Below are 25,927 nucleotides of genomic sequence, written 5' to 3' on the forward strand. Positions count from 1 at the left end.
TGGCCACTTTCCAAGGCTTGGAAAGTGGCGCGAGTGACGGGGCTCGAACCCGCGACCTCCGGCGTGACAGGCCGGCACTCTAACCAACTGAGCTACACCCGCGCTTGAGGCGTTGTGCCGAAGCAGCAACGCGTCGTTGGGCGGTGAATTAGGCGGTTCTTGAGGTGCTGTCAAGCAGGGTTCGCACGCTTTATCAGACTTTGTTGCGATTAGTTTGAATGGCCCTGTGGAAACCGATTTTCGCTTGCGATCAGGCCGCGAACACCCTAAACGAACCGCTTGGAATGGGCGATTAGCTCAGCTGGTAGAGCGCTTCGTTTACACCGAAGATGTCGGGAGTTCGAGTCTCTCATCGCCCACCATTCCCTCGCCTGATCATGCCCACCGGATAGCCGGGACCAAGCCCGTCGTTTTTCCGACGCGCGCGCTCAGGCCTTGAGTTTTCATCTTCATGCGTGTGAATTACTCCGCATACGGGTGGGACCGGGGATGAAACATCAATCAGGACCTTGCACGGTCAACAGCCTGTGGGTCGGGCCGAGACTGGGGGTATTGCACACCGCGTGTCTGAATTCATTCCTGCGCCATGGGCACAGGGTGATCCTGCATGTGTATGAACCACCGCAGGACACGCCGACCGGGGTGGAACTGTTCGATGCAGCGCGCCTCATGAAACAGGATGAGCTGCGCCGGGAACACTGGAAACAGAGCTACGCGCTTTCCTCCGACATCTATCGCTATAGGATGCTGCAAGCCGATATGGGGGCGTGGATCGATGCGGATGTCTATTGCCTGCGCCCCCTGCCCGACACGGAATATCTCTTCGGTTGGGAAAACGACACGAGCATCAATGGCGCCGTGCTCAAAATGCCGGCGCAGTGCGCCTTGCTGCAAGCGCTTTGCAAGGCTGCGGAAGACCCCACCTTCATCCCGCCATGGCTCAAGCGCAGCCGCAAGGAAAAGCTCCGCTGGCGCAAGCGCCTGGGGATTGCAAAGCCAGTAACGAAAATGCCCTGGGGCACAATCGGCCCTATGCTGCTGACGCATCTGATTGCGGAAATGGAGCTCGGCGACCAGGCTCTGCCTATCGATTTCCTCTACCCGCTCTCCTACGGCAATACGAATCTCCTGTTCGAGCCCGGATTGTCGCTGAAGGACATCACCACGCATCGAACGATCGCGATCCATCTATGGAACTCGCTGCTCAGAAAGCGTCCCGTGCCCGCCCGGTCTCCCTTGGCTGAAATCATCGGCGCAGCAGGCGGGCATCTGGAGTGAGCAACGGGCATGGGCATTGGGGGTGGCAGCCCGCATGTGGGCTACCAAAACGCCCTCACAGCCCGCATCAAAAGAAAACGCCGTGCATCCACTTGAACGCACGGCGTTTCATCATACTGCCTGCCGCAATATGCGGACGTCAGGTGCTTCCACCTGACTGCACGGTGCCCTAATCGATATCCTCGACCTCAGCCCCCGCACCGCCTTCGATACGCTGGGACAGGGAAGCTTCCATGAAGGTGTCGAGATCGCCATCCAGGACGTCCTGCGGGCTGGTGCTTTCCACACCGGTGCGCAGATCCTTCACGAGCTGATAGGGCTGAAGCACGTAGGAGCGAATCTGGTGGCCCCAGCCGATATCGGTCTTGCTCGCTTCAGTCGCACTCGCAGCTTCCTCGCGCTTCTTCAGCTCTTCCTCATAGAGGCGCGAGCGCAACATCTCCCATGCGGTGGCACGGTTCTTGTGCTGCGACCTCTCCTTCTGGCACTGCACGACGATGCCGGAGGGAATATGCGTGATGCGCACGGCAGAATCGGTCGTGTTGACGTGCTGACCGCCCGCACCGGAAGCGCGATAGGTATCGATGCGTACTTCCGATTCAGGAATATCGATCGCGATGGTGTCGTCGACCACCGGGTATACCCAGGCACTGGCAAATGACGTGTGGCGGCGGGCATTGCTGTCAAAAGGCGAAATGCGCACGAGACGATGCACGCCCGATTCCGTCTTCAGCCAGCCATAGGCATTGCGCCCCTTGATGAGAAGCGTTGCGGACTTGATGCCGGCTTCCTCGCCGTCATGCATTTCCAGCACTTCCACTTTCATGCCGTGACGGTCGGCCCAGCGCGTGTACATGCGCAGCAGCATCTGGGCCCAGTCCTGGCTCTCCGTACCGCCGGCGCCCGCATGGACTTCCAGATAGGTGTCGTTGCTATCCGCTTCGCCGGAGAGCAGCGTTTCCACCTGACGCGCCGCGACATCCTCGCTCAGCGCCTTCAGCGCCGCTTCAGCCTCGCGCACGACACTGTCGTCGCCTTCTTCCTCGCCGAGCTCGATCAGCCCGACATTGTCCTCAAGCGCGGCGGACAAACCGCGCACGGCATTGATGCCGTCATCCAGCATCTGCCGTTCGCGCATAAGCTTCTGAGCTTCCTGCGGATCGTTCCACAGGTCGCCTTCTTCGGCGCGGGCATTGAGATAGTCGAGTCGCTTTACCGCCTCGTCCCAGTCAAAGATGCCTCCTCAGCAGGCTTATGGCCTGCTTGATTTCGTCGACAAGATTTTCGGTCTCCGCACGCATGGCAGATCAACACCCCGGATTAAAAGGATTGCTTTGGGTCAGACCCTGTGAATCGGACCGGAACATAAGAGGCATGCCCGCCGCTGTAAAGCAGGCATGCCGGAGATGACAGGGCGGGTCAGTAGAGCCCGCCGGCGCCGGAACTGATGGCGCGGTTGGCCTGCGGAGAGATGGCCCTGGGGCCGCCCTGGCCTTCCAGGTCTTCCATGCCGATCACCCAGTAGCTGTCGGCCGGACCCGTTCCGGGCTTGAAGGCTTCCATGATGACGCCAGGCTGCCCCGCGGAAGCCTGCATACCGGTCTTGCGATCGATGGGGATGATTTTCATGCCCTCGGGAACCTGGAAGTCGACCGGGCGCATGTCCTTCAGCGCGTTGGTCATGAAATCCTTGAAGATCGGTGCGGCAAGACCGCCACCCGTCGAGCCGTGCCCCATCGGGCGTGGCGTGTCGAAACCCATGAAGACGCCAACCACGATGTCGGGCGTGTAGCCGATGAACCAGGCGTCCTTTTCATCGTTGGTGGTGCCGGTCTTGCCGGCAATCGGGCGACCGAGCTCGGAAACCGTCACCGCGGTGCCGCGCTGAACCACGCCCTGCATCATGGAGGTGATCTGATAGGCGGTCATCGGATCGAGCACCTGCTCGGCATCGTCCACGATCTCCGGTTCGGCCTGCCCTTCCCAATCGGGAGCGACACAGCCCTCGCATTCGCGGCGATCGTGCTTGTAGACGGTCTTGCCGTAGCGGTCCTGGATGCGGTCGATCAAGGAGGGGGTGATCTGCCTGCCGCCATTGGCGAAGACGGCATAGGCCGAAACCATGCGCATGACGGTCGTTTCACCGGAGCCGAGGGACATGGCGAGCACAGGCAGCATCTTGTCGTAGATGCCGAAATGCTCGGCATATTCGGCAACGAGGTTCATACCCATGTCCTTCGCCAGGCGCACGGTCATCAGGTTGCGCGAACGCTCGATGCCAGCGCGCAGTGTCGAGGGACCCGCGGACTTGCCACCGTAATTCTTCGGCTCCCAGACACTGTTGCCCACCTGGATGGAAATGGGTGCATCCAGCACCACGGAGGCCGGCGTATAGCCATTGTCGAGCGCGGCAGCGTAGACGATCGGCTTGAAGGCGGATCCCGGCTGGCGATAGGCCTGCGTTGCGCGGTTGAACTGGGATTCGGCGTAGGAGAATCCGCCGACCATCGCGAGCACGCGGCCGGTATGCGGATCCATGGCCACCAGGGCTCCCTCGATCTCGGGCGGCTGGCGAAGCTGCCAAGAGCGTTCGGTGTCCTTCTTCTTTTCGACGAACACCACATCGCCGGGCTTCAACACATCCTCGATGGATTTCGCCTTAACGCGCTTGCCGTCGACCACATGGCGCATCGCCCACTGCATGTCCTCGGCCGCGATGGTACCGGTTTCGCGCGTTTCCGACAGCTTTCCGGAAATTTCGCGATCAGGCTTCAGGCCGATGGAAATCTTGCCATCCTCGGTGCCAAGCACCACGGCCAGATGCCACTCGGGCACGTCGCTCAACCCGTCAACCTCGCCAAGCGGAGCCCCCCAATCGCCGGAGACGTCAATCGTATTGACCGGACCGCGGTAGCCACGCAGCGTGTCGTAGCGCAAAAGGCCGTTCTGGAGTGCCTTGCGGGCATAGAGCTGCAGCTTCGGATCGAGCGTGGTGCGCACCGACAAGCCACCCTCATAAAGGGCGTCCTCGCCATAGCGGGCGATGATATCGCGGCGGACTTCCTCGGTGAAATATTCGCTGGCGAAAAGATAGCTGCCGCCGCGGCGCGGCTTCACATCGAGGCCGGTTGCCTTGGCCTTGTCTCCCTCCTCACGCGTGGCATAGCCATTGGCCACCATCTGATCGATCACCCAATTGCGGCGCTCGATCGCACGGTCGGTGTTGCGGAAAGGATGGTAATTCGAAGGCCCCTTGGGCAGCGAAGCGAGATAGGCGGCCTCGGCAAGCGTCAGTTCGTTGACCGATTTGTCGTAATAGGTGAGTGCCGCACCCGCGATACCATAGGCACCGAGACCGAAGAAAATCTCGTTGAGATAGAGCTCGAGAATTCGATCCTTGGAATAGGCCTGCTCGATGCGAAAGGCGAGGACCATTTCCTTGATCTTGCGCTGCATGGTCTGATCGGAGCTGAGAAGGAAGTTCTTCGCCACCTGCTGGGTGATCGTTGAAGCGCCGACAGGACGCCGGCCGGAACCGAAATTGCGCAGATTGGTCAGCACGGCACGGCCGAGACCCGTCACGTCGATGCCGGGATGCGTATAGAAATTCTTGTCTTCGGCAGAAAGAAACGCCGCCTTGACGCGGTCGGGGATTGCCTGGATCGGCAGGTAAAGGCGCCGCTCACGGGCGAATTCGGCCATGAGCTCGCCATCGCCCGCATGAACGCGGGTCGTTACCGGCGGCTCGTATTTGGCGAGCACCTCGTAGTCGGGCAGGTCCTTGGTGAGGTCGCTCACATAAAGAGCGATGCCGGCAGCCACCAGCAAGGCGAGCACAATGCCGACGCCAAAGAAATATCCGATCAGACGTATCATGCCCGCTCCAATTCATGCATCGCCACGCTGCCACCCGTTGCGCGCTGCGATGCCTTTCCACTCAAGTCGCGCAGGAGCGGTACCGTCCAGCCGGAGCGCCCCTGTCGCATTCAGCCGCCCGATAAGGACAGGCCGGTTGCCCAAAGCCCCCGCCCGGAGAACCCCGCCTAAGCCATGCGGCGCGGCCGGACACCCTGTAATGCGGAGGACCAATAATATCCCATGCTTTTGCCTCAGCCTTGTGGGCAAAATACGGCGATTGAATCGCGATTGTAACAGATCGTCATTAAACCACGTCACGTTGCAGAAACGCAACGGCTCCAAGGCAGTATAGGCACTTCAACCACCTGCCCCGGCCCTCGCCTTCGCGAAATAACCGATTGCGGTGACGATTGCATCCATTGTCTTCGATCTCCACGCCGGATCGCGCAGTTGCGCTTCATCCTTCTCATTCGAAAGATATCCCAGTTCAAGAAGAACCGAAGGGATATCGGGAGCGCGCAAGACGCGAAATCCGGCATAGCGATGCGGATTGTTGACCATGTGAAGCGTATGCGACAGCTCGCCGACCAGATTGCGGGCAAAGCGGATCGAGAAAGCGTGCGTTTCGCGGCGAATGAGCTCAACGAGAATATCCTCGACCTCATCCTTTCTTTCTTCCACAACCATGCCCGCGATCTCATCGGACAGGTTTTCGCGCGCAGCAGTGGCAGCGGCCTCCGCATCGGACGCCTTGTCCGAGACAGTATAGACCGTCGCGCCGCGCATGTTGCGCAGCCCGATTGCATCCGCATGGATGGAGATGAAGAGATCGGCGTCATGTTCGCGCGCGATACGCACGCGCTGATCCAGGCGCAGGAAACGATCCGCGTCGCGAGTCAGGACAACCTTGTAACGTTCTGTTTCTTCAAGTTTTTTCTTCAATTCCAACGCGAAAAGAAGCGTGATCGTTTTCTCGACCGTTCCGTTGATGCCGCGCGCGCCACCATCCGCTCCGCCATGCCCCGCGTCGAGCACGACGGTGAAGCGCTCGTCCTGCTCCACGGTATCGACAGGCGCCTTAAGCCCGGACGCATCAGCCCCACTCGCACTCCCGCCCATGCTGTTGCGCAGGGCAATATCGAAATCCTTGCGTGAAGCGGCCTTCAGGCCGATCATCAGGCGATATCCTTCGGAATTCTCGTTCTTGACGGTTTCGACGGCTTCTACGGCAAAAGGCCCCACTGTCCTGAAGACGATACGCGCCCGCTTTTCGTCCAGGGCGCCGTATTGAACCGCGCTTACAAGGCCGCGCGCTTCCAGCTCGCGCTGATCGAAAGCGAATTCAGTCTTCGGCAGGTCGAGCACGAGCCGATAGGGATCACGCAGCAGGAACCATCTGGCGCCCGGGTCACGATCGAAATGCATGACGATCCGCGTATATTGCTGATCGCCTGCCATCTTGTAGTCGAATGCCTTGAAGGCCTTGTCCTCGGCACGCGCGGAAAGCATGCACAGAAAAAGTGCGGCAAGGAGCGCCGCCATGAACATCGCCGTTCTGTTCAAAACCATGTTTCTCCGGTGCGTCGCCAGGGACATCGTCGAATCAGGGACCATTTGGTATGGAAAGGCGGTGATTTTGGGGCCCGAATCACTGCAGCACGGGTCCATAAGCTTCGCAAACCACATTGTTGATAGGCAATCAACAATGGCCTTCACGAAGAGGCCGACATTTTGCCCAGCACGGCTGCCGCAGGGGCAGCCGATGGAAATACGGGTTGCCAACGCATTTGCCAGAACATAAAAGCGTCTTGAATCATCGCGCTACTCGTCCTCAATAGTGTCCGCGCTGACACCGGCGATGAAAGATGGGGCGAACCATTTCTGCCGCCGCACCTCGCGCCGTCATATTGTGCACGAGCGGTGATTCAGAGGAATTTCTCAGGGTCCTTCCCCACGATGGAAGCTCTGACTTCAAGAAACGGTGGGTCTTAACACCTGCTGGCTCGCTGTGAGCAAAAGCTGGCCCGCTGCTCGGGCCTTAGTTGAAACGGTTCTGCCGGGCGATGTAATGGCTGCAGGCGCGATAGAGAAAAGCTCCAGACTAACATGCCCCGTTCATTCGGGAGCTCGGACTTTTTTCGCGCGGTTGCCGGCGCCAGCGGACCTCAAATTATCCGACACCGACAGTCCTTACGGCTTGAGGCTTTCGCGCGGTGCCGGGGAGACAAGAATTAATGCCGAACAAAATGCTTATAGACGCCTCCCATCCGGAGGAAACAAGGGTCGTCGTCCTTCGCGGTAACCGCATCGAAGAATTCGATTTCGAATCGCAAGACAAGAAGCAGCTCAGGGGAAACATCTATCTGGCGCGCGTAACGCGCGTCGAACCCTCGCTTCAGGCGGCGTTCGTTGAATATGGAGGCAACCGGCACGGTTTCCTCGCCTTCAGCGAAATCCATCCCGATTACTATCAAATTCCTGTTGCCGACCGGCAGGCCTTGATCGACGCAGAGGCAGAAGAGGCCAAGGCGGAAGACGAGGACGAGGAAAACGAAGCCCGTCAAGCCCAGAAGGGCGGACGCAAGCGGCGGCGCGCCAACACCAAGAAGTCCCCCCGCAAAGAAGCCGGCAAAGCCGATAACGGGGCCGACGACGAGGCAAAGGACGAGACCGACGGCGAGGACAGCCCGGCCGCCATCGCGGCAGAGGTTTCCGACGAAACGGTTTCTGAAGAAGTGCGCGAAGACGCCTCGGGTTCCGACGACAGCGCCGCCAATGGCAACGAAAACGGTGGCGACGACGACCATGTCGACACGGTCGGCGCGGAAGATGCGCTCGACGAGGCGCAAAACCGCCGGCGTCCGGCGCGCAAGAACTACAAGATTCAGGAAGTTATCAAGCGCCGTCAGATTCTGCTCGTGCAGGTGGTCAAGGAAGAGCGCGGCAACAAAGGCGCCGCCCTGACGACCTATCTGTCGCTGGCCGGCCGGTACTCCGTCCTGATGCCCAACACGGCGCGTGGCGGCGGCATTTCGCGCAAGATCACCAATGTTCAGGACCGCAAGCGGCTCAAGGACATCGTGCGCCACCTCGAAGTGCCGGAGGGCATGGGCGTTATCCTGCGCACGGCAGGCGCCAACCGCACCAAGGTCGAGGTCAAGCGGGACTACGACTATCTGATGCGCCTTTGGGAGAAGGTGCGCGGCCTGACGCTCGAATCGACGGCGCCCGCCCTCGTCTATGAGGAAGGCAGCCTGATCAAGCGTTCGGTGCGCGACCTCTACAACAAGGATATCGGCGAAATCCTTGTGGCAGGCGAGGAAGGCTATCGCGAAGCCAAGGACTTCATGCGCATGCTCATGCCGAGCCATGCAAAGGTCGTCCAGCCCTATCGCGAGGTCACGCCGATCTTTGCGGGCAACGGCATCGAGGCACAGCTCGACCGTATGCTGCAGCCGCAGGTGACGTTGAAGTCCGGCGGCTACATTATCATCAACCAGACAGAAGCTCTGGTGGCAATCGATGTGAACTCCGGTCGCTCGACCAAGGAACATTCCATCGAAGACACCGCGCTGCAGACCAATCTGGAAGCGGCGGAGGAAGTCGCCCGCCAACTCCGCCTGCGCGATCTGGCCGGTCTCATCGTGATCGATTTCATCGACATGGAAGAGAACCGCAACAACCGTGCGGTGGAAAAGCGCCTCAAGGATTGCCTGAAGAACGATCGTGCCCGCATCCAGGTGGGGCGCATCTCGCATTTCGGCCTTCTGGAGATGTCACGCCAGCGCATCCGTGCCAGCGTTCTGGAAAGCACGATGCAGCCCTGCCCCCATTGCGGCGGCACCGGGCAGATCCGCTCGGATTCCTCTGTGGCGCTCTATGTGGTGCGCTCCATCGAGGAGTATCTGCTCAAGGACGCACGCAACGACATCGTGGTGCGCACGCCGGCTGCGACGGCGCTCTATCTGCTCAATCAGAAGCGGGCCAACCTCATCGAGATGGAGAGCCGCTTCGGCGTTTCCATCATGGTCGAGGCGGACGATGAGGTGGGCGCACAGCATTTCGCCATCGTCAAGAAACAGCTCGCCGACAAATCCGCCCATGAGGCACCCGCCGCACCGGTGATTGCCCATGTGGAGATCGAGGATGAGGAGGAAGAGGCTCCCATTCCCGAGGTAAACGAAAACGAGGACGGTGAAGGCCGCAAGCGGCGGCGCAAGCGCAAACGCCGCGGCGGGCGCAACCGCAACGGCAACGCGCAGGCCGAACAGGCCAATGGCGATCAGATTGCCGAGAACACCGATGCCGAAACTGACGACGGCGAGGTTGTGGCCGCTTCACCGGCTGAAGATGGCGATGAAAACGCCGCTCAGGCAGAGGGCACGGGCGAGCGCAAGAAGCGTCATCGCGGCAAGCGCGGCGGTCGCCGCAATCGCCGTGGCGAACAGCAGGCCGAGACAACGGGTGAGACCGAAGGCGACGCCGCCGAAGGTACCGCCGAGGCAGGAGCCGAGCTTTCCGGCCAGTCCGATGAGGTGACCGAAACGGAAACCGCCGTTGCGGATGCCGCGAACACCGTGGAGGCTGATGCGCCGGTTGCCGCCGAGGTGGCAGCGCCCGAGGCCACCGAGGACGAGAAGCCCGCCAAGAAGCCGCGCCGGCGTACACGTAAGGCCGCAGCGAAGGATGAGGCGGGGGAGGCTCCGGCTGCAGCAGGAGAGACCGTGGCAACCGAGGCGGTCTCAGAAACGGCAGATGAGGAAAAGCCGGCCAAGGCCCCTGCCCGCAAACGCGCAGCACCGCGCCGCAAGGCGAAGGCGGAAGCGGAAGCCGAAACCAAGGCGGAGGTCGTGGCCGAGCCAGAGGTCGAGACAAAAGCCGACACTGCAGCGGCCGAAACCAAGGAACCAGCCAAGCTCGAGCCGGTGGTTTCTTCTTCCGAGTCTGCAAACGCCGATGCGCCGCGCAAAACCGGCTGGTGGCAGCGCAAGGGCTTCCTCTGAGGTCTGGCCTCTCAATGCACCCGTGGTGAACGGGGCATACGGAATGAAATGAACGGGACCGGCTCGATGAGCCGGTCCTTTTTCTTTCCGCAGCGTCCAAAGGCGCCGATCAAAACTCCATGATCGGCGCCTGTTTTGTCTTTCCAACGCCTTTTTGCTCGTCTACCTATCGGGCCATGTGGAAAAAATGGCCCCTCTTCCGGTTGTCTTCGTCCCGTTTTGCGGCGCTTTTTCTGGCTTGCGCGCATGTCTTCGTCTTTGCGGCGCCGCCGGCCGCCGTGGCGCAGCAACGTGTCGCCATCGTCCGCGATGCCGAGATCGAGGCGCTCGTTACCGAATATGCGCGTCCCATCCTCAAGGCGGCGGGGCTTTCACGCTCCGGTATCGACATCGTTCTGGTCAACAACCGCAGCTTCAACGCGTTTGTGGCCGGCCGGCGCATCTTCATTCACACCGGAACGCTGATGGAAGCGGAATCGCCGAACGAGATCATCGGCATCATCGCGCATGAAGCTGGCCATATCGCCGGCGGACACCAGGAACGGTTGCGCCAGCAGATCGCCCGGGCGCAGACCATGGCGATTGTGGCCGCGCTTGTCGGGCTTGGTGCCGGTGTCGCCGGCGCGGCCTCCAAGTCGGGAGACCTGGCGCAGGCGGGCGTAGGCATCGCTGCAGGCGGTGCAGAGATCGCGCGGCGCGGTCTGTTGAGCTATCAGCGTTCGGAAGAGGCAACCGCCGACCGCACCGCGATCGACTATCTCAACAAGACCGGACAATCCGCCAAGGGCATGTTGACCACCTTCCAGCGGCTCGCAGGTGGAATGGCGCTCGCCGGCGTGAATGTGGACCCCTATCAGGTCAGCCACCCCCTGCCGCGCGAGCGTATCGCCAATCTTGAGGAACAGGCCCGCAAGAGCCCCTATTTCGACCGCAAGGATCCTCCGGAACTGCAACTGCGCCACGATATGATGCGGGCGAAGGTCGCCGCCTATACCGAGGGCGCGCAGGCTGTGCCCCGCCTTTTCCGCAAGGATCCGAACGGCATTCCCGCACGCTATGGAAATGCGATCTCGACCTATCTTACCGGCAATCCGCGCGATGCGCTGAAGAAGGCCGATGCACTCATCTCGTCCATGCCGCGCAATCCCTATCTTCAGGAGCTGCGCGGCGATGTCCTCATCAAGCTCAACCGGGCCGAGGAGGCGGCGAACGCCTATGCGAAGGCCATCGCGCTTGCGCCTGGAACACCGGGGCTGCTGCAGGTCGGCTACGGGCAAGCACTGCTTGCGACCGGAAAGCCCACACTTGTGAAAAAGGCGGCATCGGAGCTTGCCACCGGATTATCGCGCGAACCCGAATTCGCCAATGGCTACCGCTATCTCGCACAGGCCTATGGACAGAGCGGCGATATTGCGGCGGCAGACCTCGCAACCGCCGAGGGGCATTTCCATTCGGGCCAATATCGCGATGCAAAAATTTTCGCGATGCGGGCACAACAGAAGATGAAGCGCGGCTCACCCGGCTGGCTGCGCGCCCAGGATATCGTTCAATACAAGCAGCCGCGTTAGGGCAGCCGCGTTAGGGGCAGCCGCTTTAGAGCTGATACCGATGAACCTTTCTGCCGCTCACGGCACACAGACTTGAAACCGTTTCTCACCAAGAACTGGAACCGAATATGCGAATTTCACAAAAAGCCGGCGTTCTCCTGACCGCCACCGCGCTTCTGGTCTCCCCGCTTTCCGGCGTTGCACAGTCAACAGCCGCCGAGCTGGACCGCGCTGAAGTCGAGACGATCGTGCGCGAATATCTGCTTGCCAACCCCGAAATCATGCTTGAAGTGCAGGATGCGCTTGAGAAGAAGCAGCGCGAACAGCAGGAAGTCGCGCAGCGCGCCGTTCTTGAAAGCGAGCGGGAAGCCATCTTCAGCAGCGCTTATGACGGCGTGATCGGCAATCCGGATGCGCCTGTCACCGTCGTCGAGTTCTTCGATTACAATTGCGGTTTCTGCAAGCGCGCCCTTGGCGACATGCAGGCTCTGGTCGAGGAAAACAAGGATGTGCGCTTCGTCCTGAAGGAGTTCCCGATCCTTTCGCCTGAATCGCGCGAGGCCCATGTGGTATCGATGGCCGTGCATGCGGCCGCCCCGGACAAATACGCTGAATTCCACCAGAAGCTCCTCGGCGGAGAGGCCCGCGCGAACGGCGAGCTTGCCATGCAGATCGCCACCGGCCTCGGCATCGATGAGACCGCCATTCGCGAACATATGAAGGATGCCAAGATCCAGGAAGTCTTCGGAAAGACCTACGATCTCGCCAACAAGCTGGCCGTGACCGGCACCCCGGCCTATGTCATCGGCAATGAAGTCGTCTTCGGAGCCCTGGGCAAGGCTACGCTGGAGGAGAAGATCGAGGAAGCCCGCGCTTGCCTGACGACGAAATGCTGAGCCTCTTTCGGCAATTTTCAGATGGCGCGTCTGCCTGACGATCGGAAACCGGCTTTCAACAAGCGCAATGCGCAATTGCATAATTTACAGCGCCTCTTGTGCGTCCTAAAGGACGCATGGCGCTGTAAAGTGCCTATAAGGCCTTTGTGGACAGAGCAAGAAGCCCCTTGCCATCTTTGCGACGCGGTCTAAGCCCTCTATAGAGGGCGCTTGATTGTGCCGCGCGGGGCCAAGGGGACTTTTATGGCAAAAACGGTCTTCATTCTGAACGGACCCAATTTGAACATGCTTGGCAGACGGGAGCCGGGTATCTATGGAGCCCTCTCTCTCGAGGCCATCGAGAAGATGTGCGCCGAAAAGGCAGCCGTGCTCGGCCTGGAGCCCGTGTTCCGCCAATCCAACCACGAGGGCGATCTGGTGGACTGGGTTCAGGAAGCCGGCGACAAGGCTGTCGGGGCGATCATCAATCCGGGCGCCTATGGGCACACGTCAATCGCGCTGCACGATGCGGTGCGCGCGGTCGATCCTCTCCCCGTCATCGAGGTGCATATCTCGAACATTCATGCGCGGGAGCCCTTTCGGCATCGCTCGATGCTCGCGCCCGCTGCAACAGGTATGATTTGCGGTCTGGGCACAATCGGTTATGTACTCGCGCTCGATGCGCTTGCCGCCCGCCTGCAGGGCTGAAAACAAACAGGACGAAAAAATGTCGACAAAAAAACCTGGCATCGATCAGCAACTCATTCGTGAGCTCGCGACGATCCTCAACGAGACGCAGCTGACCGAGATCGAAGTGGAGCAGGACGACCTGCGCATACGCGTCTCCAAGCAGTCTCCGGCAGCCGCGGTTCAGGCCTATGCGCCAGCGCCTGCCCCGGTTGCTGCCGCGCCAGCAGCGGCTGCGCCGCGCGCCGGCGACGAGAAGCCTGCTGCAGCCGATTCCAAGAATGCCGTTCCCTCGCCCATGGTCGGCACGGCATACCGGTCGCCGGCTCCCGGCGCCAACGCCTTCATCGAGATCGGCCAGACCGTCCGCGAAGGCCAGACGCTTCTCATCATCGAAGCCATGAAAACGATGAACCAGATTCCCGCGCCGCGCTCCGGTACGGTGACCGCGATCCTTTTCGAGGACGCGCAGCCGGTCGAATATGGCGAGCCGCTGGTCGTGATCGAATAGGCCGGGACCTCAGCGTATGTTTCACAAGATTCTCATCGCCAATCGGGGCGAAATCGCACTCCGCGTACTGCGCGCGGCCAAGGAGCTCGGCATCAAGACGGTGGCCGTTCACTCCACGGCAGATGCCGACGCGATGCATGTGCGGCTGGCCGATGAAAGCGTCTGCATCGGTCCCCCGCCCTCGCGCGAGAGCTATCTGAACATCCATCAGATTCTGGCGGCCTGCGAAATTACCGGCGCCGATGCCATTCACCCTGGCTATGGCTTCCTGTCGGAGAATGCCAAATTCGCCGACATTCTGGCAGCCCACAACATCACCTTCATCGGCCCCTCGGCCGATCACATCCGCATCATGGGCGACAAGATCACCGCCAAGAAGACGGCGAAGGATCTGGGTATTCCTGTCGTTCCGGGTTCGGATGGCGCGGTTACCGACGAAGAGGACGCCAAGCGGATTGCCGCCGATATCGGCTATCCGGTCCTCATCAAGGCTTCGGCCGGCGGCGGCGGACGCGGCATGAAGGTTGCCAAGACGGAAGCCGATCTTGCAGAAGCGCTTGCCACGGCGCGCAGCGAAGCGGGCGCCGCCTTCGGCGACGATGCCGTCTATATCGAGAAATATCTCGAAAAGCCGCGCCATATCGAGGTGCAGGTGATGGGCGACGGAGCTGGCAGGGCGATCCATCTCGGCGAGCGCGACTGTTCGCTGCAGCGCCGCCACCAGAAGGTCTGGGAAGAGGCCAATTCTCCCGCTCTCAACATCGAGCAGCGAACGAGGATCGGCGATACGGTCGCCACCGCCATGGCCAATCTCGGTTATTCCGGTGCTGGCACGATCGAGTTCCTCTACGAGAACGGCGAGTTCTATTTCATCGAGATGAACACCCGCCTGCAGGTGGAGCATCCGGTGACGGAGGCGATCACCGGGATCGACCTGGTGCATGAGCAAATCCGCGTGGCGTCGGGCGGCGGCTTGTCTTGCACGCAGGACGAAGTGCGCTTCGAAGGGCATGCCATCGAATGCCGCATCAATGCCGAGGACCCGCGCACCTTCACGCCCTCGCCGGGCACGATCTCGCATTTCCATACGCCCGGTGGTCTGGGTATCCGTGTCGATTCGGGCGTCTATTCGGGCTATCGCATTCCCCCTTATTACGACAGCCTGATCGGCAAGCTGATCGTGCATGGGCGCAATCGCGTGGAGTGCATGATGCGGCTACGCCGCGCGCTCGACGAATTCGTCGTGGACGGCATCAAGACGACGCTGCCGCTCTTCCAGGACCTCGTCGGCAACCCCGATATCGCCAATGGCGACTACGACATCCATTGGCTGGAAAACTATCTGGCGAAAGAAAACTGATGCCGTGACGGGCGGGCCTTGCCCGCCCTCCACCGGCCTTGCCTGCCGCCCGGTTGAAGTCCGGCCGAAAATGCCCACAAGCCGGTTTGTGCAATGACACGCCCTTTTGCCCCTGGTTACAGGATTCCGCCCGACCTCCTGCTGCGCGCTTATGCGACGGGCGTATTTCCGATGGCGGAGAGTGCTGACGATCCGGAAGTCTTCTGGGTGCGCCCCGAAACGCGCGGCGTCATCCCCCTCGACGCATTTCACATTCCCAAGAGCCTTGCCAAGACCATGCGGCGCAATCCTTTCCGCATCGCCTTCGACACCAGCTTCGAAGGCGTGATCGAAGGCTGCGCGGAAGAGCGGGCGGGCGCCGATGACACCTGGATCAACGAGCCGATCCGGGAGGCCTACAGCCTGCTCTTCGAAAGCGGAAATTGCCACACCGTGGAGGCCTGGACGGATGACGGGCTGATGGGCGGGCTCTACGGTGTCACGCTGGGGCGCGCCTTCTTCGGTGAAAGCATGTTCTCACGGCAGACCGATGCATCCAAGATTTGCCTCGTGCATCTGGTCGAGCGGCTGCGCGAGCGTGGCTTCGTGCTGCTCGACACGCAATTCACCACCTCGCATTTGAAGCGCTTCGGTGCCATCGATATTCCGCGTGCGCGTTACGAGCAGCTTTTACAGGAGGCCTTGCGCGGCGAAGCCCGATTCTGACGGCTGGCAGCGCCATGGAGAGGCTTTTTCAGCGCCGAACGCAAACGCGACCTTTGCACTCCTGCCACCAGGCCAGAGGCCGCTCCCACGCGGAAAACATCCCGGCGGGCTTATCGGGCTACGTCAAGCAAAGCGGGCCATTCCTCAAGCAGGGCCTTTTTAGCCCGAATGCCGGGGGAAACAGCGTCTCGCCGCTCATCCTGCGTCAGGCGGGCAAAGGCAATTCTCCTGCCCTCGCCTTCTGCCCATCCGACGAACCAGCCCCAACCGCGTGCATAATCAAAGCTGCGGTCTGCACGCCGGGGATAGGCGCCGCCCGTCTTGCCATGGATTGTCCAGCGTCCAATCCCCGTGCGCTCGACGATAGAGCGGGTCCGTTCGATGGCATTCTGCGTCACCGGGAGACGCCCGAGCACAAGCGCTCGCATGAAGGCAACCTGCTCTCCGGGCGAGACCTGAAGCGAAGATGCAATCCAGGCGCGGTCCAGACCGTTGTCGAACCCCTTGTCGCCGGAGAAATCGGCGTTGCCGTAGCCCATGGAGCGGGCGTAGGCGGACAGGCGACTTGCGCCAAGCTCATGGGTGATGCGCTGCGAGTACCACACCACCGAATAGCGTAGCCAGCTTTCCGGTGTCGTGTCCTTCTTCCAGTTCGCACCGCCCCAATCGGGATCGCCCGCACGGAAGGGCAGTCTGGGGGTTTCTGCGTCCTTCAGGAAGCCGCTGTCATACCCCATGACGGCCAGCGGTATCTTGAAGGTCGAGGCAGGTGTGGTGCGGCTTCCGCAATCGCCTTCTTCATGGAGAATATCTCCCGTCTCCACGTCGACCATGAGGGTGCAGACGGTACGCGCTTCGGCTTGCGCCGCGTGCAGGAGCGCCAGGGAAGATACGCCGAACGACAGAAGGAACTTCGTCATCGAGGTTTCCGGCAGCCTGAATTACTGGGTCTTTTCAGGTGGCGGTACGTCGGATTTTTCTTTGCAGGTTTTCAGCCACACATCATAGATCGGATGCTCGACCGCGTTCAGCCCGGGGCTTTCGGCGAACATCCAGCCGGTGAAGATGCGGCGAATCTCGCGATTGAGCGTGATCTCATCCACCTCGACAAAGGCGTCGGTGCGCTGTTCATCCGTCTCGGGCGAGGTATAGCAGACGCGCGGCGTGACCTGCAGCGCGCCAAACTGCACCGTTTCGTCCATATAGACGTCAAAGGAAATGATACGGCCGGTGATCTTGTCGATGCCGGTGAACTCGGCAACCGGGTTCTTCAGCCGCTCGGCCGAAGCCGGCAGGGAAGACGCCACGATCAAGGCAAGGGCCGATGCTGCGACGCGCCAGCCGGGGCGCCTCTTGCTCAGGGCTGAAGTCATGTGGTGCGACACCCGTCTCGTCCGATTTCTATCCGGGATAACTCGACGGATTCGCCGAGTCCATGCAAGAGCCCGAACTAAATCGCAATTGTGGCAAGAAAGACGGCAGGTTTCTGCTGCCAGTTTCAGTTGCCGGGCGTCCAGGCGTCGTATTCGCCGGTGACCCGCGGGCGTTCCTTGTCGCTCAGCACCGAACCTGTCGGATGATAGGCGGCCGGCGTGCCGGTGAGATTCGGCTGGTGCGGCTTCTGCCATTCATGCGGCCGGTAATTCTCGTTCACGGGTGCGACGTCGACACGGTGATGCAACCAGCCGTGCCAGCCCGGCGGCACCAGCGATGCGTCAGAAATACCGTTATAGATGACCCAGCGACGCGTGCGTCCTTCCGAGTCCTTGCCGCCCTCGAAATAGACGTTGCCGAACTCGTCCTCGCCCACGCGGGTGCCCTTGCGCCATGTGTGCAAGCGCGTGCCCAGTGTCTGGCCGTTCCACCAGGTAAAAAACTGAAGCAGGAACTTCTTCATGGCTTCCTCGGTTCGCTCGCTGTCATCATCCGATGTGGCTTCGATTGCGTTATGGCGTCCGTCCGGCCAGAAGGCAAGGCCGGAGATAACGCCTTACCCTCATTTCAGTTTCATCTTGAAACCCACATGGCTGCGGGCAAAGCCAAGTCGTTCGTAAAAGTGGTGGGCACGGTCGCGCTGGGCGTTGGACATGAGCTGGACAAGACGCGCGCCGGAGGTCCGCGCCACCTCGACAGCGTAAGCGATCATCGTCGCGCCGATGCCCTTGCCACGCATGTCTTCGCGGGTCTGCACGGCCTCGATGGTCATGCTGGTGCCGCCACGTCCGGTCATGCTGGTGATGAAAGTGGTCTGAAACGTGCCAACCACCTGCGCATCCAGTTCCGCCACATAAAGCGTGTCGCCGGCGCTCGCCGCGATGCGCCGGAATGCCGCAAGATAATCGTCATAGGCTGCCGGATCCGTCGTGTCGCCATGGCCCCCAAGTGCGTCCGAGGCAAAGAGCGCCACGATAGCCGGCACATCGCTTTCCCGCGCTTCACGAATGACAAGACCGTCAGCGCCTTCTTGCGCACGCCTCTCCATCAAAGGGTCTTTCCGTAGATCAGCGCAGGAAGGCTGCCGGCAGTTTGGTCCGCCGCGTCGGCGCGGCCCAGACGAGAGAAGCCGTTGGCCACGTAAAAGGCGATCGCCGAAGCATTCGCCTCCTCGACCTCCAGCCGGATTTCCCGGGCCTCGGGGAAGCTGTCCTCGATTTCGGCAAGCAGGGCGCGGCCTATTCCAAGCCTTTGCCTGGCGGGCAGGACGTAAAGTTGCTGAAGGTGCAGCGCCCCGCCCCCTTCGCCGCTGACCGCATAGGCCATGCCTGCGATCTCGCTGCCATTGTCTGCAATGACGAACTCGGAATTTGGCTGCCCGAGACGCGCTTCGAGCGCCTCCGGACTGTGCCAGCTATCCGTGATCTCGCCCACCCGCGCAGCGCCATAAATGGAATCGCAGGTGTCGTGCCAGGTCTCAACCAGCAGAGCCCGAACCGCCGGCAGGTCCCGGCGGCTCGCGGTGCGGATGAAATAATTCCCGGCGCTACTCATCGATGCCGAGCTTTTCCTTCACAAGCGCGTTGACGGCCTGGGGATTGGCCTTGCCACCCGTGGCCTTCATAACCTGACCGACGAACCAGCCGGCCAACGTCGGTTTTGCCTTGGCCTGCTCGACCTTTTCAGGGTTGGCCGCGATGACGTCGTCCACGGCCTTCTCGATAGCGCCGGTGTCCGTCACCTGCTTCAGACCGCGTTCCTCAACGAGGGCGCGCGGATCGCCGCCCTCGGCAAGAACGATTTCGAACAGATCCTTGGCGATCTTGCCCGAGATCGTGCCATCCTTGATCAGGTCGATGATGGCACCGAGCTGATCGGGCGTGACACGGGTGGTTTCAAGGTCTTCGCCCGCCTTGTTCAAGGCTCCCAGCAGATCGTTGATAACCCAGTTGGCCGCGGTCTTGCCGTCACGCCCTTCGGCCACCTTCTCGAAATAGTCGGCGGTGGCCTTCTCGGCGATCAGAACGGAGGCGTCATATTCCGACAGTCCGAAATCGCCCATGAAACGGGCCTTCTTGTCGTCGGGCAATTCCGGCAGATGAACAGCGAGGGCGTCCACATAGGCCTGGTCGAACTCGAGCGGCACCAGGTCCGGATCCGGGAAATAGCGGTAGTCATGCGCTTCTTCCTTGGAGCGCATGGAGCGGGTCTCGCCCTTTACCGGATCGAACAGGCGCGTTTCCTGATCGATCTTCCCGCCATCCTCGAGGATGGCGATCTGGCGGCGGGCCTCCGATTCGATGGCCTGGCCGACGAAACGGATCGAATTCACGTTCTTGATCTCGCAGCGCGTGCCGAATTCGCCGCCTGGACGGCGCACCGAAACGTTCACGTCGGCGCGCATGGAACCTTCGTCCATGTTGCCGTCGCAGGTGCCGAGATAGCGCAGGATGGTGCGCAGCTTGGTGAGAAACGCCTTCGCCTCGTCGGAAGAACGGATGTCGGGCTTCGACACGATCTCCATCAGTGCCACACCCGAACGGTTCAGATCCACATAGGACATGGTCGGGTGCTGGTCGTGCATGGACTTGCCGGCATCCTGCTCCAGATGCAGGCGTTCAATGCCCACCTCGATCTCCTCGAAGGAGCCATCCTTGGCTGGGCCGACGAAGACCGCCACCTTGCCCTCGCCCACGATGGGCTGCTTGAACTGGGAAATCTGATAGCCCTGCGGCAGGTCCGGATAGAAATAATTCTTCCGGTCGAAGACGGAGCGATGATTGATCTGCGCCTTCAGGCCAAGGCCGGTGCGGATCGCCTGCTTGACGCATTCCTCGTTGATGACGGGCAGCATGCCGGGCATGGCTGCGTCAACCAGCGAGACATTGGCATTGGGCTCGGCGCCGAATGCGGTCGATGCACCAGAGAAAAGCTTGGACTGCGACGTCACCTGGGCATGGATCTCCATGCCGACGATGATTTCCCAGTCGCCGGTGGCGCCGGAGATGAAACGCTTGGGATCGGGCGTGCGCGTGTCGATAATGGTCATGAGCCGTGCGGTCGGATTGTTCGAAAGGACTGCGCTTTCGCTAGACCAATCATCCCGCCGTGGCAAGCCGAGCGGCTTTATTCCGCCAGCTTGTTGCGCTATGAAGCGCCGACATTCGGAGTTTTTATGTCTACCAACAGTGAGTCCTGCTGAAGCCCCGACCTGAGGATCAGGATCGGGGCGAGAAAACCGCAAGCATCCGTGCCGGCAAAACGGCGCGGCGTTTTGTGTTGGCTTTTTGCCAACGGTTTTCCCGGGATTTCAAACCATGGACATTTCACGCGCGGAACAGCGCGTCCTGCACATTCTCGCGCAGGGCGGCCGGATCGACATCGAAAAAGACGATACCGGCCTCATCATCGATTTGAGTTGCGTCACACGCGAGGGCTGGCACCTTGCCTGCCTCGACATGACGCTCTTTCGCAAACTGAAGCGCAAACGCGCTATCAGATCGGTGAATGGCGGCCCCTACCGGATCACCAGACGGGGGCTCGAACTCGTGCGCTCGCAACCCGACAACAGGTAGGCGCATTTGCAGTCAGGCGGCAACGCCTGACTGCAGCAAACCTCATGCTCGATGAAAGCCCGGCTTCATCTCGCCGGAACCGGGGCGAAGCCGGACAGCCTCCTGTCTCAGGCGGTTGCGATATATGTGCGGATTTCTTCCGCCTCGCGTTCCGCTTCCTCGATACGCTTCTTGACCACATCGCCGATGGAGATGATGCCGGCAATCCGCCCATTGTGCTCAACGGGAAGATGACGGAAACGGCCGGCAGTCATGATCTGCATGACCTCGTTGACCGTGTGCGCCTCCTTGCAGCGTTGCACCTTCGCCGTCATGACCTCGGATACGGGTTGATCGAGAGCTTCGGCTCCATTGCGTCCCAATGCACGCACAATATCGCGTTCGGAGAGAATTCCCGCGATCAGGCCCTCCTCGCGCGTCACCACCACTGCGCCGATGCCGCGCTCGGCCAAGAGACCTGCGGCTTCCGCAAGGCTCTTGTCGGGGCTGATGGTCACAACATTGCGCCCCTTGGAATCGAGAATGGCCTTAACCGTCATGGCAGTTTCCTCCTCTTTCCAGACACAGGAATGTTGCGCCCGGAAATCGCCCTTGGCAAGCCTCCGAAGGGTGGAGAGTGCTGCAAAGATCGTTGATAAAGAGGATGTTAGGGCGTGATGGCCGGTGCAACCGGGAGCTATACCCCTATTCTGTCCGGGTTTCGCGCAGGTTCTCGTTTCGAGACGGCCGGTCGAAAAACTTGATCCCAAGGAAGCCCAGCAGAAAGCCGCCGATATGTGCCTCCCAGGCGATCTGCTGCGAATCAGGCCCTCCTCCGAAGCCCACTCCCGTCACGACATTGACCACCATCCATACGGCAAGGAACACGAGAACCGAACGTGAGGAGAGCACGAGGGAGATTGGCAGCAGGGGACCGTTGAAGGCCGGTTTGGATTGCCTGCGATCGACATAAAAGGCAAAACGCGCCGCAGCCCCCATCATGGCCGAGATGGCGCCAGAGGCGCCGACCAGCGGCGTTGCCGACGAAGGGTAGATGGCAAAATGGAGCGCCACAGCCGCCAGCGCGCCGGCGACCCAGAAGGCTACGAACCGGGCCGTGCCGATGCGGTTCGCCAAAGGCGAGCCAAAGGCGGCAAGCCATATCATGTTGACGAAAAGATGCGCGAGACTGCCGTGCAGCAGCGAATAACTGACGGGGCTGATGAACGCCGCCAAATCCAGCGCATAGGGGCCGGTGTAACGGATCGGCACGAATGCGAAGTTAACCAGGAGCCATATCTGGCCCTGCTCGTCGAGAAGCATGGCCTGCACCGCATAGATCGCGATGCAGATCAGTGCGAAACCGACCACGGCAGGCGCCAGGTTGAAAACGGGCTCGCGCCCTGCGGAATGATTGCGGCCGGTTTCTGGTTCCGGCAAGCCGTGCTGTTCTTCGCTCATGCCCTTCGGTAGCAGAGGATCAGGACGGAAAAAAGCCGCTCAGGATTTCTCCCGAACGGCTTTGGTCGAGCCCCCCTGGCCGATCTGTTGAAAGCGCGGCGCACTGCCCGTCGTCCCGCCTTTTCGGCGTGTCCCTGTGACCGTCACACTGCCACCACGCCGCAAGGCCGGCAATCTAAACCCTTTTTTAACCTTAATGATGCGTGCGCAGGGGCAAACGCCGCTCCTCTGGCACGCAATCTGCAGCCATCCACATGTCGCTATTGAAAACACCCTCGCCTGTTCGCCTATGGGACAGGCCCGGGCCGGAATCAGGGAGCCAAGAGGCATGAGACAGGATGGTTCTGTAACACTGTTCCAATATTGGGACAGGTTGCGAGGCAATCGGCCGGCGCCGAAGCGTACGGAGGTCGAGCCAGCCGACATCAAGATGCTTTTGGCCGATACGTTCATTCTGGAAAAGGATGCGCGTGGCGAAGCCGTGTTCCGTCTGGCAGGTACGCGGCTTTGCGCCATCTTCGGCAAGGAGCTGAAAGGCTTCGCCTTCGGTTCGCTGTGGTCGGGGCGTGACCGGTCCGTTGCAGCGAAGCTCGCCCGCAGCGCCTTCGACGCCAAATCGGTGGTCACCTTCTCCTTCGAGGGCAGGACGCAAAGCGGGGAACCCGCGAATTTCGAACTGCTGCTTCTTCCGCTCGATGGCGGCGTGGAAAGCCCCCGCGCGCTCGGTTCGATCATCGCCTGCGACAAGCCTTTCTGGCTCGGGACGGAACCGGTGGTCGACTGCCGCATCAGCTCGCTGCGCCTTATCGATCCGGATCGCGATCCAGTGTTCCTGAAAAACCGTCCGGCGATGGCCGTTCCTCCGCTCGCGCCGGAGCGGCGCTCCATCACCGACAGCCTGATCGAGCCAGGCCAGGGCCGGCGCTTCCGGCATCTGGTTGTGTTCGAGGGTGGGCGCACGGACTGAGCGAAGCCCTTACGGCTTGTTAACCGGCACAGCGTATTTTCACCCTGCTTTGTCAGCATTTCCGGCCCGCGCCGGGAAAAGGGTATGGAAAAACGATGGCGACGGCGCTCAATCCGGCTTCCTTGGGTAGCGAGAGACGCAACTTTCAGCGTGTGCGGGTCACCATCTATGGCCGCTACATGCTTGAAGACCGGACCGAGCATGCATGCCGTGTCACCGACATGTCGCCTGGAAACGTCTCGCTGATCGCCGAGCGCTCTGGCAGACCCGGTGAAAAGGTCATTGCCTATCTGGATCATATCGGACGCATAGAGGGTGTCATCACGCGAACCCATGAGAACGGGTTTGCCATGACGATCTCAGCCTCCGACCGCAAGCGCGACAAGCTCGCCGCGCAGCTTACCTGGCTCGCCAACAAACACGAACTGGACCTGCCGGAAGACCGCCGACACGAGCGCGTCGCACCGCGCAATCCCTACTGCATGCTGCGCCTGCCCGATGGCAGTGAATACCGCAGCCGCATCATCGACCTTTCCCTTTCGGGTGCAGCCATCGAGAGCGATATCCGTCCGGAAAAGGGAACATTGGTTCATCTTGGCACATTGCGCGGCCAGGTGGTGCGCCATTTCGAAGACGGTATCGCCATCGAGTTCGCCAGCATCCAGGACCGTCAGGCACTGGAAGCGGAATTTTCGCTTGCACAGGACGATTGACGCGCAGACAGTTTGCAGCGACCTGCACTGACGCACGCGGAACAGCAGAAGAATGCGGATCGTGCGCCCGGAAGAGTGTACGGTATGCTCTAGACGCCTAGTGCCTCTGCAAGCTCAAGAAAACTTCCAACAGAGATATCCCAGTCCTCCAGCGGAACAAGGTCACTGGTCTGTTCAGGTCCGTGTTCGCGAGGGCGCGCCACGAACGCCGTCTTCAGCCCGCAGCGTCTAGCTGCGGCAAGATCGCTATTGTGGGCAGCCACCATCATCACCTCGCCCGGCGACATTCCCAAGATGTCGACGGTGCGCAGATAAGCCTGCGGAGACGGCTTGCAGGCACCTGCGACTTCCGCTCCCAGAATCGCATCCCAGGGCAGGCCCGCGCGCTTTGCCATGTCCAACATCAGGATCACATTGCCGTTGGACAGAGGGGCGATGATAAAGCCGCGCTTCAAACGCTGAAGTCCGGCCACAGCATCCGGCCACGGATCGAGCCTGTGCCAGGCAAGATTGAGCGCAGCCAACTCATCTTCGGCAACATCCTCGAGGTCAATGCCCATTTCAGGAAGGATCGCCTCAAGATTCTCGCGATGCAGGACATCGAGGCGCGTAAAGGGCCGACGGCCGCTGCGCATCTCTTCCATGGCCGGTTGATAACGCGCCCGCCATGCATCGGCAAAGACGCCCGGATCCAGCGCATCCGCAGCATGCCGTTTCAGAAATTTCTCCGCTTCGCGGGCAACCCCGCCACGCCAGTCCACGACTGTTCCGAAGACATCAAACACCAGTGCACGGATATTCGCCATTCCTCGCTCCCCTCTTCGCGCAAATATTTCGCAAAAAACCAGTCTCGATCCGAGCCCTTCGAGCGCCCCTGAACAACCGTGCACAAAGGCTGTTGCGGCAAAACCGCATCCCTCTTCATACGCTGCGCCGCAATCACAGAACCATAGAAACCAACAGATGCAGGCTCAATCGATAAAATTTTATACAAATTCTATTCAAATAAAAATCAAAATAAAATCTGATTTTCTATTTGTTTTCCGAAAATAACCATACAATTTACGCCAATTTCTACTTCGGTATTTTGCCGGGAATAAATTCGCCCCTGCCATTGTCGCCTCAAACGGGGAGACATTTCGATGGGGACTTCAAAGCTCTTGCGGCTTACCGTTGGCGCTGCGGCAATTTTCGCCGCATTCGGGGCAAGCGCCAATGCCACGCCGAATTTCATGAAGACCGAGGGTCTGACAACGCAGCCTATCGGCCACTACGAACTTTGCCAGCGCTCGCCTTCCGAGTGCCGCCAGACCGCCAGCAGTCCGCGCCGCGTGGCACTCAGCCGCGCGCTCTGGAAAACGCTGATCGACGTCAACAACGCGGTCAATACCGCCGTTATTCCACGCACGGACCAGGAAATGTGGGGCGTCGAGGAATTCTGGTCCTATCCCGACGGATATGGCGATTGCGAGGATTATGTTCTCGAGAAGCGCCGGCTGCTCATCAAGGCGGGCGTGCCGGCAAGCAACCTGCTCATCACCGTCGTCCGTCAACCGAATGGCGATGGTCATGCAGTGCTGACCGTGGTCACGGATCTCGGAGATTATATTCTCGATAATCTGGAAGGACGCGTCCTTCTGTGGAGCGACACGGCCTACACCTACCTGAAACGCCAGTCGGCGATGAATTCGGGCAAATGGGTCAGCGTCAACGATGGCCGTGCCGTGGCCGTCGGCAGCGTGGGTACGGCTCGCTAACCAATCTCTCTGTCGCGGCGCGCAGCCCAAATGCCAAGCGCCGCGACCCTGTCAAAAAAGTTTCCGGGCCCGCCTTGCTCGATCGTTCAAGATCGGGATCGGGCCCGGTGCGGGACACCCGGTCGAGTCCCCACCTCCCCGTCCCCAAACGACCGGGTCAGGAGCCGGCCCATCCCCTGGGCCGGCTCCGCCTCTCAAGATCGGTTCACCGTTTCAC

At 60.7% G+C, this 25,927-nt stretch carries 24 protein-coding genes and 2 tRNA genes; 13 read left to right on the forward strand and 13 right to left on the reverse strand.

Annotation, left to right across the window (positions count from 1 at the left end; all coding sequences use genetic code 11):
- Nucleotides 1–25: 25 nt before the first annotated feature.
- A tRNA-Asp gene (locus NA8A_RS08565) sits at nucleotides 26–102 on the reverse strand.
- Nucleotides 103–286: 184 nt separating this feature from the next.
- Between NA8A_RS08565 and NA8A_RS08570 the strand changes: the two genes are divergently transcribed.
- Together NA8A_RS08570 and NA8A_RS08575 are read left to right on the forward strand one after the other, a co-directional pair.
- Nucleotides 287–362 (forward strand) — tRNA-Val (locus NA8A_RS08570).
- Nucleotides 363–609: 247 nt separating this feature from the next.
- Nucleotides 610–1,278: a hypothetical protein gene (locus NA8A_RS08575; protein WP_009450030.1), complete on the forward strand. Its 669-nt coding sequence runs from the start codon at nucleotides 610–612 to the stop codon at nucleotides 1,276–1,278.
- Nucleotides 1,279–1,447: 169 nt separating this feature from the next.
- Here NA8A_RS08575 and prfB read toward each other — a convergent pair.
- From prfB to NA8A_RS08590, 3 genes are all read right to left on the reverse strand, one after another.
- Nucleotides 1,448–2,579 (reverse strand): peptide chain release factor 2 gene (gene prfB / locus NA8A_RS08580; protein WP_143087962.1). Its coding sequence is split into 2 segments (ribosomal slippage): nucleotides 1,448–2,512 and nucleotides 2,514–2,579, totalling 1,131 coding nucleotides; the frame shifts between segments, so codons are not numbered across the junction.
- A gap of 118 nt (nucleotides 2,580–2,697) precedes the next feature.
- Nucleotides 2,698–5,154, reverse strand: coding sequence for a penicillin-binding protein 1A (locus NA8A_RS08585; RefSeq protein WP_009450032.1), 2,457 nt, complete (start codon nucleotides 5,152–5,154; stop codon nucleotides 2,698–2,700).
- A 339-nt stretch (nucleotides 5,155–5,493) separates the two neighbouring features.
- Nucleotides 5,494–6,705, reverse strand: a complete 1,212-nt coding sequence (locus NA8A_RS08590) for an N-acetylmuramoyl-L-alanine amidase (protein ID WP_240532759.1) — start codon at nucleotides 6,703–6,705, stop codon at nucleotides 5,494–5,496.
- 665 nt (nucleotides 6,706–7,370) lie between these two features.
- Between NA8A_RS08590 and NA8A_RS08600 the strand changes: the two genes are divergently transcribed.
- The 7 genes from NA8A_RS08600 to aat all read left to right on the forward strand — a co-directional run bounded on the left by NA8A_RS08600 (nucleotide 7,371) and on the right by aat (nucleotide 15,824).
- Nucleotides 7,371–10,139: an Rne/Rng family ribonuclease gene (locus NA8A_RS08600; RefSeq protein WP_009450035.1), complete on the forward strand. Its 2,769-nt coding sequence runs from the start codon at nucleotides 7,371–7,373 to the stop codon at nucleotides 10,137–10,139.
- A gap of 176 nt (nucleotides 10,140–10,315) precedes the next feature.
- On the forward strand, nucleotides 10,316–11,707 hold the full coding sequence (locus tag NA8A_RS08605) for a M48 family metalloprotease (RefSeq protein WP_040672245.1): 1,392 nt from the start codon (nucleotides 10,316–10,318) through the stop codon (nucleotides 11,705–11,707).
- Between the two features lie 107 nt (nucleotides 11,708–11,814).
- Nucleotides 11,815–12,582 carry a DsbA family protein gene (locus NA8A_RS08610; RefSeq protein ID WP_009450037.1) on the forward strand — a complete coding sequence of 256 codons (768 nt, stop codon included), beginning with the start codon at nucleotides 11,815–11,817 and terminating at the stop codon, nucleotides 12,580–12,582.
- A 243-nt stretch (nucleotides 12,583–12,825) separates the two neighbouring features.
- Nucleotides 12,826–13,269 (forward strand): type II 3-dehydroquinate dehydratase, encoded by a 444-nt coding sequence (gene aroQ / locus NA8A_RS08615; protein ID WP_009450038.1) that lies wholly within the window; start codon nucleotides 12,826–12,828, stop codon nucleotides 13,267–13,269.
- Between the two features lie 19 nt (nucleotides 13,270–13,288).
- Nucleotides 13,289–13,759 (forward strand): acetyl-CoA carboxylase biotin carboxyl carrier protein, encoded by a 471-nt coding sequence (accB, locus tag NA8A_RS08620; protein ID WP_009450039.1) that lies wholly within the window; start codon nucleotides 13,289–13,291, stop codon nucleotides 13,757–13,759.
- A 16-nt stretch (nucleotides 13,760–13,775) separates the two neighbouring features.
- On the forward strand, nucleotides 13,776–15,119 hold the full coding sequence (accC, locus tag NA8A_RS08625) for an acetyl-CoA carboxylase biotin carboxylase subunit (protein ID WP_009450040.1): 1,344 nt from the start codon (nucleotides 13,776–13,778) through the stop codon (nucleotides 15,117–15,119).
- Nucleotides 15,120–15,212: 93 nt separating this feature from the next.
- Nucleotides 15,213–15,824 (forward strand): leucyl/phenylalanyl-tRNA--protein transferase, encoded by a 612-nt coding sequence (gene aat, locus NA8A_RS08630; RefSeq protein WP_040672169.1) that lies wholly within the window; start codon nucleotides 15,213–15,215, stop codon nucleotides 15,822–15,824.
- 110 nt (nucleotides 15,825–15,934) lie between these two features.
- On the opposite strand, the gene blaOXA is transcribed toward aat, so the two are convergent.
- The 6 genes from blaOXA to gatB form a co-directional block, all read right to left on the reverse strand.
- Entirely contained in the window at nucleotides 15,935–16,744 is an 810-nt protein-coding gene (gene blaOXA, locus NA8A_RS08635) for a class D beta-lactamase (protein ID WP_009450042.1), read from the reverse strand.
- 21 nt (nucleotides 16,745–16,765) lie between these two features.
- On the reverse strand, nucleotides 16,766–17,197 hold the full coding sequence (locus tag NA8A_RS08640; protein ID WP_009450043.1) for a DUF2155 domain-containing protein: 432 nt from the start codon (nucleotides 17,195–17,197) through the stop codon (nucleotides 16,766–16,768).
- A 125-nt stretch (nucleotides 17,198–17,322) separates the two neighbouring features.
- Nucleotides 17,323–17,721 carry an NADH:ubiquinone oxidoreductase subunit NDUFA12 gene (locus tag NA8A_RS08645; protein WP_009450044.1) on the reverse strand — a complete coding sequence of 133 codons (399 nt, stop codon included), beginning with the start codon at nucleotides 17,719–17,721 and terminating at the stop codon, nucleotides 17,323–17,325.
- A 99-nt stretch (nucleotides 17,722–17,820) separates the two neighbouring features.
- The gene (locus NA8A_RS08650; RefSeq protein WP_009450045.1) at nucleotides 17,821–18,306 is read right to left on the reverse strand and encodes a GNAT family N-acetyltransferase; all 486 of its coding nucleotides are present in this window, start codon (nucleotides 18,304–18,306) and stop codon (nucleotides 17,821–17,823) included.
- On the reverse strand, nucleotides 18,306–18,812 hold the full coding sequence (locus NA8A_RS08655) for a GNAT family N-acetyltransferase (RefSeq protein ID WP_009450046.1): 507 nt from the start codon (nucleotides 18,810–18,812) through the stop codon (nucleotides 18,306–18,308). The genes NA8A_RS08650 and NA8A_RS08655 overlap by 1 nt, the downstream gene beginning before the upstream one ends.
- Nucleotides 18,805–20,307 carry an Asp-tRNA(Asn)/Glu-tRNA(Gln) amidotransferase subunit GatB gene (gene gatB, locus NA8A_RS08660; RefSeq protein WP_009450047.1) on the reverse strand — a complete coding sequence of 501 codons (1,503 nt, stop codon included), beginning with the start codon at nucleotides 20,305–20,307 and terminating at the stop codon, nucleotides 18,805–18,807. The genes NA8A_RS08655 and gatB overlap by 8 nt, the downstream gene beginning before the upstream one ends.
- 268 nt (nucleotides 20,308–20,575) lie before the next feature.
- On the opposite strand from gatB, the gene NA8A_RS08665 reads away from it, so the two are divergent.
- On the forward strand, nucleotides 20,576–20,833 hold the full coding sequence (locus NA8A_RS08665; RefSeq protein ID WP_009450048.1) for a YjhX family toxin: 258 nt from the start codon (nucleotides 20,576–20,578) through the stop codon (nucleotides 20,831–20,833).
- 107 nt (nucleotides 20,834–20,940) lie between these two features.
- Here NA8A_RS08665 and NA8A_RS08670 read toward each other — a convergent pair whose 3' ends face one another.
- Together NA8A_RS08670 and NA8A_RS08675 are read right to left on the reverse strand one after the other, a co-directional pair.
- A complete protein-coding gene (locus tag NA8A_RS08670) occupies nucleotides 20,941–21,372 on the reverse strand; it encodes a CBS domain-containing protein (RefSeq protein ID WP_009450049.1) in 432 nt (143 codons plus the stop codon).
- Between the two features lie 145 nt (nucleotides 21,373–21,517).
- On the reverse strand, nucleotides 21,518–22,273 hold the full coding sequence (locus NA8A_RS08675; protein WP_009450050.1) for a rhomboid family intramembrane serine protease: 756 nt from the start codon (nucleotides 22,271–22,273) through the stop codon (nucleotides 21,518–21,520).
- 328 nt (nucleotides 22,274–22,601) lie between these two features.
- Here NA8A_RS08675 and NA8A_RS08680 point away from each other — a divergent pair, with 328 nt between their 5' ends.
- Together NA8A_RS08680 and NA8A_RS08685 are read left to right on the forward strand one after the other, a co-directional pair.
- Nucleotides 22,602–23,240 carry a PAS domain-containing protein gene (locus tag NA8A_RS08680; RefSeq protein ID WP_009450051.1) on the forward strand — a complete coding sequence of 213 codons (639 nt, stop codon included), beginning with the start codon at nucleotides 22,602–22,604 and terminating at the stop codon, nucleotides 23,238–23,240.
- Nucleotides 23,241–23,335: 95 nt separating this feature from the next.
- On the forward strand, nucleotides 23,336–23,953 hold the full coding sequence (locus NA8A_RS08685; RefSeq protein WP_009450052.1) for a PilZ domain-containing protein: 618 nt from the start codon (nucleotides 23,336–23,338) through the stop codon (nucleotides 23,951–23,953).
- An 89-nt stretch (nucleotides 23,954–24,042) separates the two neighbouring features.
- Here NA8A_RS08685 and NA8A_RS08690 read toward each other — a convergent pair whose 3' ends face one another.
- Nucleotides 24,043–24,759: a haloacid dehalogenase type II gene (locus NA8A_RS08690; RefSeq protein ID WP_009450053.1), complete on the reverse strand. Its 717-nt coding sequence runs from the start codon at nucleotides 24,757–24,759 to the stop codon at nucleotides 24,043–24,045.
- 336 nt (nucleotides 24,760–25,095) lie between these two features.
- Between NA8A_RS08690 and NA8A_RS08695 the strand changes: the two genes are divergently transcribed.
- On the forward strand, nucleotides 25,096–25,710 hold the full coding sequence (locus NA8A_RS08695; RefSeq protein WP_009450054.1) for a transglutaminase-like cysteine peptidase: 615 nt from the start codon (nucleotides 25,096–25,098) through the stop codon (nucleotides 25,708–25,710).
- Nucleotides 25,711–25,927: the final 217 nt, after the last annotated feature.

This window comes from Nitratireductor indicus C115 (assembly GCF_000300515.1).
In the GTDB taxonomy this organism is placed as follows: Bacteria; Pseudomonadota; Alphaproteobacteria; order Rhizobiales; family Rhizobiaceae; genus Nitratireductor; species Nitratireductor indicus.

Bases quoted from the DNA above. Each gene is read 5' to 3' on its own strand.
- accB (WP_009450039.1), top strand. From the start codon at position 13,289: ATGTCGACAAAAAAACCTGGCATCGATCAGCAACTCATTCGTGAGCTC.
- NA8A_RS08695 (WP_009450054.1), top strand. From the start codon at position 25,096: ATGGGGACTTCAAAGCTCTTGCGGCTTACCGTTGGCGCTGCGGCAATT.
- blaOXA (WP_009450042.1), bottom strand. From the start codon at position 16,744: ATGACGAAGTTCCTTCTGTCGTTCGGCGTATCTTCCCTGGCGCTCCTG.
- NA8A_RS08645 (WP_009450044.1), bottom strand. From the start codon at position 17,721: ATGAAGAAGTTCCTGCTTCAGTTTTTTACCTGGTGGAACGGCCAGACA.
- accC (WP_009450040.1), top strand. From the start codon at position 13,776: ATGTTTCACAAGATTCTCATCGCCAATCGGGGCGAAATCGCACTCCGC.
- NA8A_RS08685 (WP_009450052.1), top strand. From the start codon at position 23,336: ATGGCGACGGCGCTCAATCCGGCTTCCTTGGGTAGCGAGAGACGCAAC.
- NA8A_RS08605 (WP_040672245.1), top strand. From the start codon at position 10,316: ATGTGGAAAAAATGGCCCCTCTTCCGGTTGTCTTCGTCCCGTTTTGCG.
- NA8A_RS08690 (WP_009450053.1), bottom strand. From the start codon at position 24,759: ATGGCGAATATCCGTGCACTGGTGTTTGATGTCTTCGGAACAGTCGTG.
- gatB (WP_009450047.1), bottom strand. From the start codon at position 20,307: ATGACCATTATCGACACGCGCACGCCCGATCCCAAGCGTTTCATCTCC.
- NA8A_RS08590 (WP_240532759.1), bottom strand. From the start codon at position 6,705: ATGGTTTTGAACAGAACGGCGATGTTCATGGCGGCGCTCCTTGCCGCA.
- NA8A_RS08680 (WP_009450051.1), top strand. From the start codon at position 22,602: ATGAGACAGGATGGTTCTGTAACACTGTTCCAATATTGGGACAGGTTG.
- NA8A_RS08600 (WP_009450035.1), top strand. From the start codon at position 7,371: ATGCCGAACAAAATGCTTATAGACGCCTCCCATCCGGAGGAAACAAGG.
- NA8A_RS08675 (WP_009450050.1), bottom strand. From the start codon at position 22,273: ATGAGCGAAGAACAGCACGGCTTGCCGGAACCAGAAACCGGCCGCAAT.
- NA8A_RS08640 (WP_009450043.1), bottom strand. From the start codon at position 17,197: ATGACTTCAGCCCTGAGCAAGAGGCGCCCCGGCTGGCGCGTCGCAGCA.
- NA8A_RS08650 (WP_009450045.1), bottom strand. From the start codon at position 18,306: ATGGAGAGGCGTGCGCAAGAAGGCGCTGACGGTCTTGTCATTCGTGAA.
- aat (WP_040672169.1), top strand. From the start codon at position 15,213: ATGACACGCCCTTTTGCCCCTGGTTACAGGATTCCGCCCGACCTCCTG.
- aroQ (WP_009450038.1), top strand. From the start codon at position 12,826: ATGGCAAAAACGGTCTTCATTCTGAACGGACCCAATTTGAACATGCTT.
- NA8A_RS08585 (WP_009450032.1), bottom strand. From the start codon at position 5,154: ATGATACGTCTGATCGGATATTTCTTTGGCGTCGGCATTGTGCTCGCC.
- NA8A_RS08665 (WP_009450048.1), top strand. From the start codon at position 20,576: ATGGACATTTCACGCGCGGAACAGCGCGTCCTGCACATTCTCGCGCAG.
- NA8A_RS08655 (WP_009450046.1), bottom strand. From the start codon at position 18,812: ATGAGTAGCGCCGGGAATTATTTCATCCGCACCGCGAGCCGCCGGGAC.
- NA8A_RS08670 (WP_009450049.1), bottom strand. From the start codon at position 21,372: ATGACGGTTAAGGCCATTCTCGATTCCAAGGGGCGCAATGTTGTGACC.
- NA8A_RS08610 (WP_009450037.1), top strand. From the start codon at position 11,815: ATGCGAATTTCACAAAAAGCCGGCGTTCTCCTGACCGCCACCGCGCTT.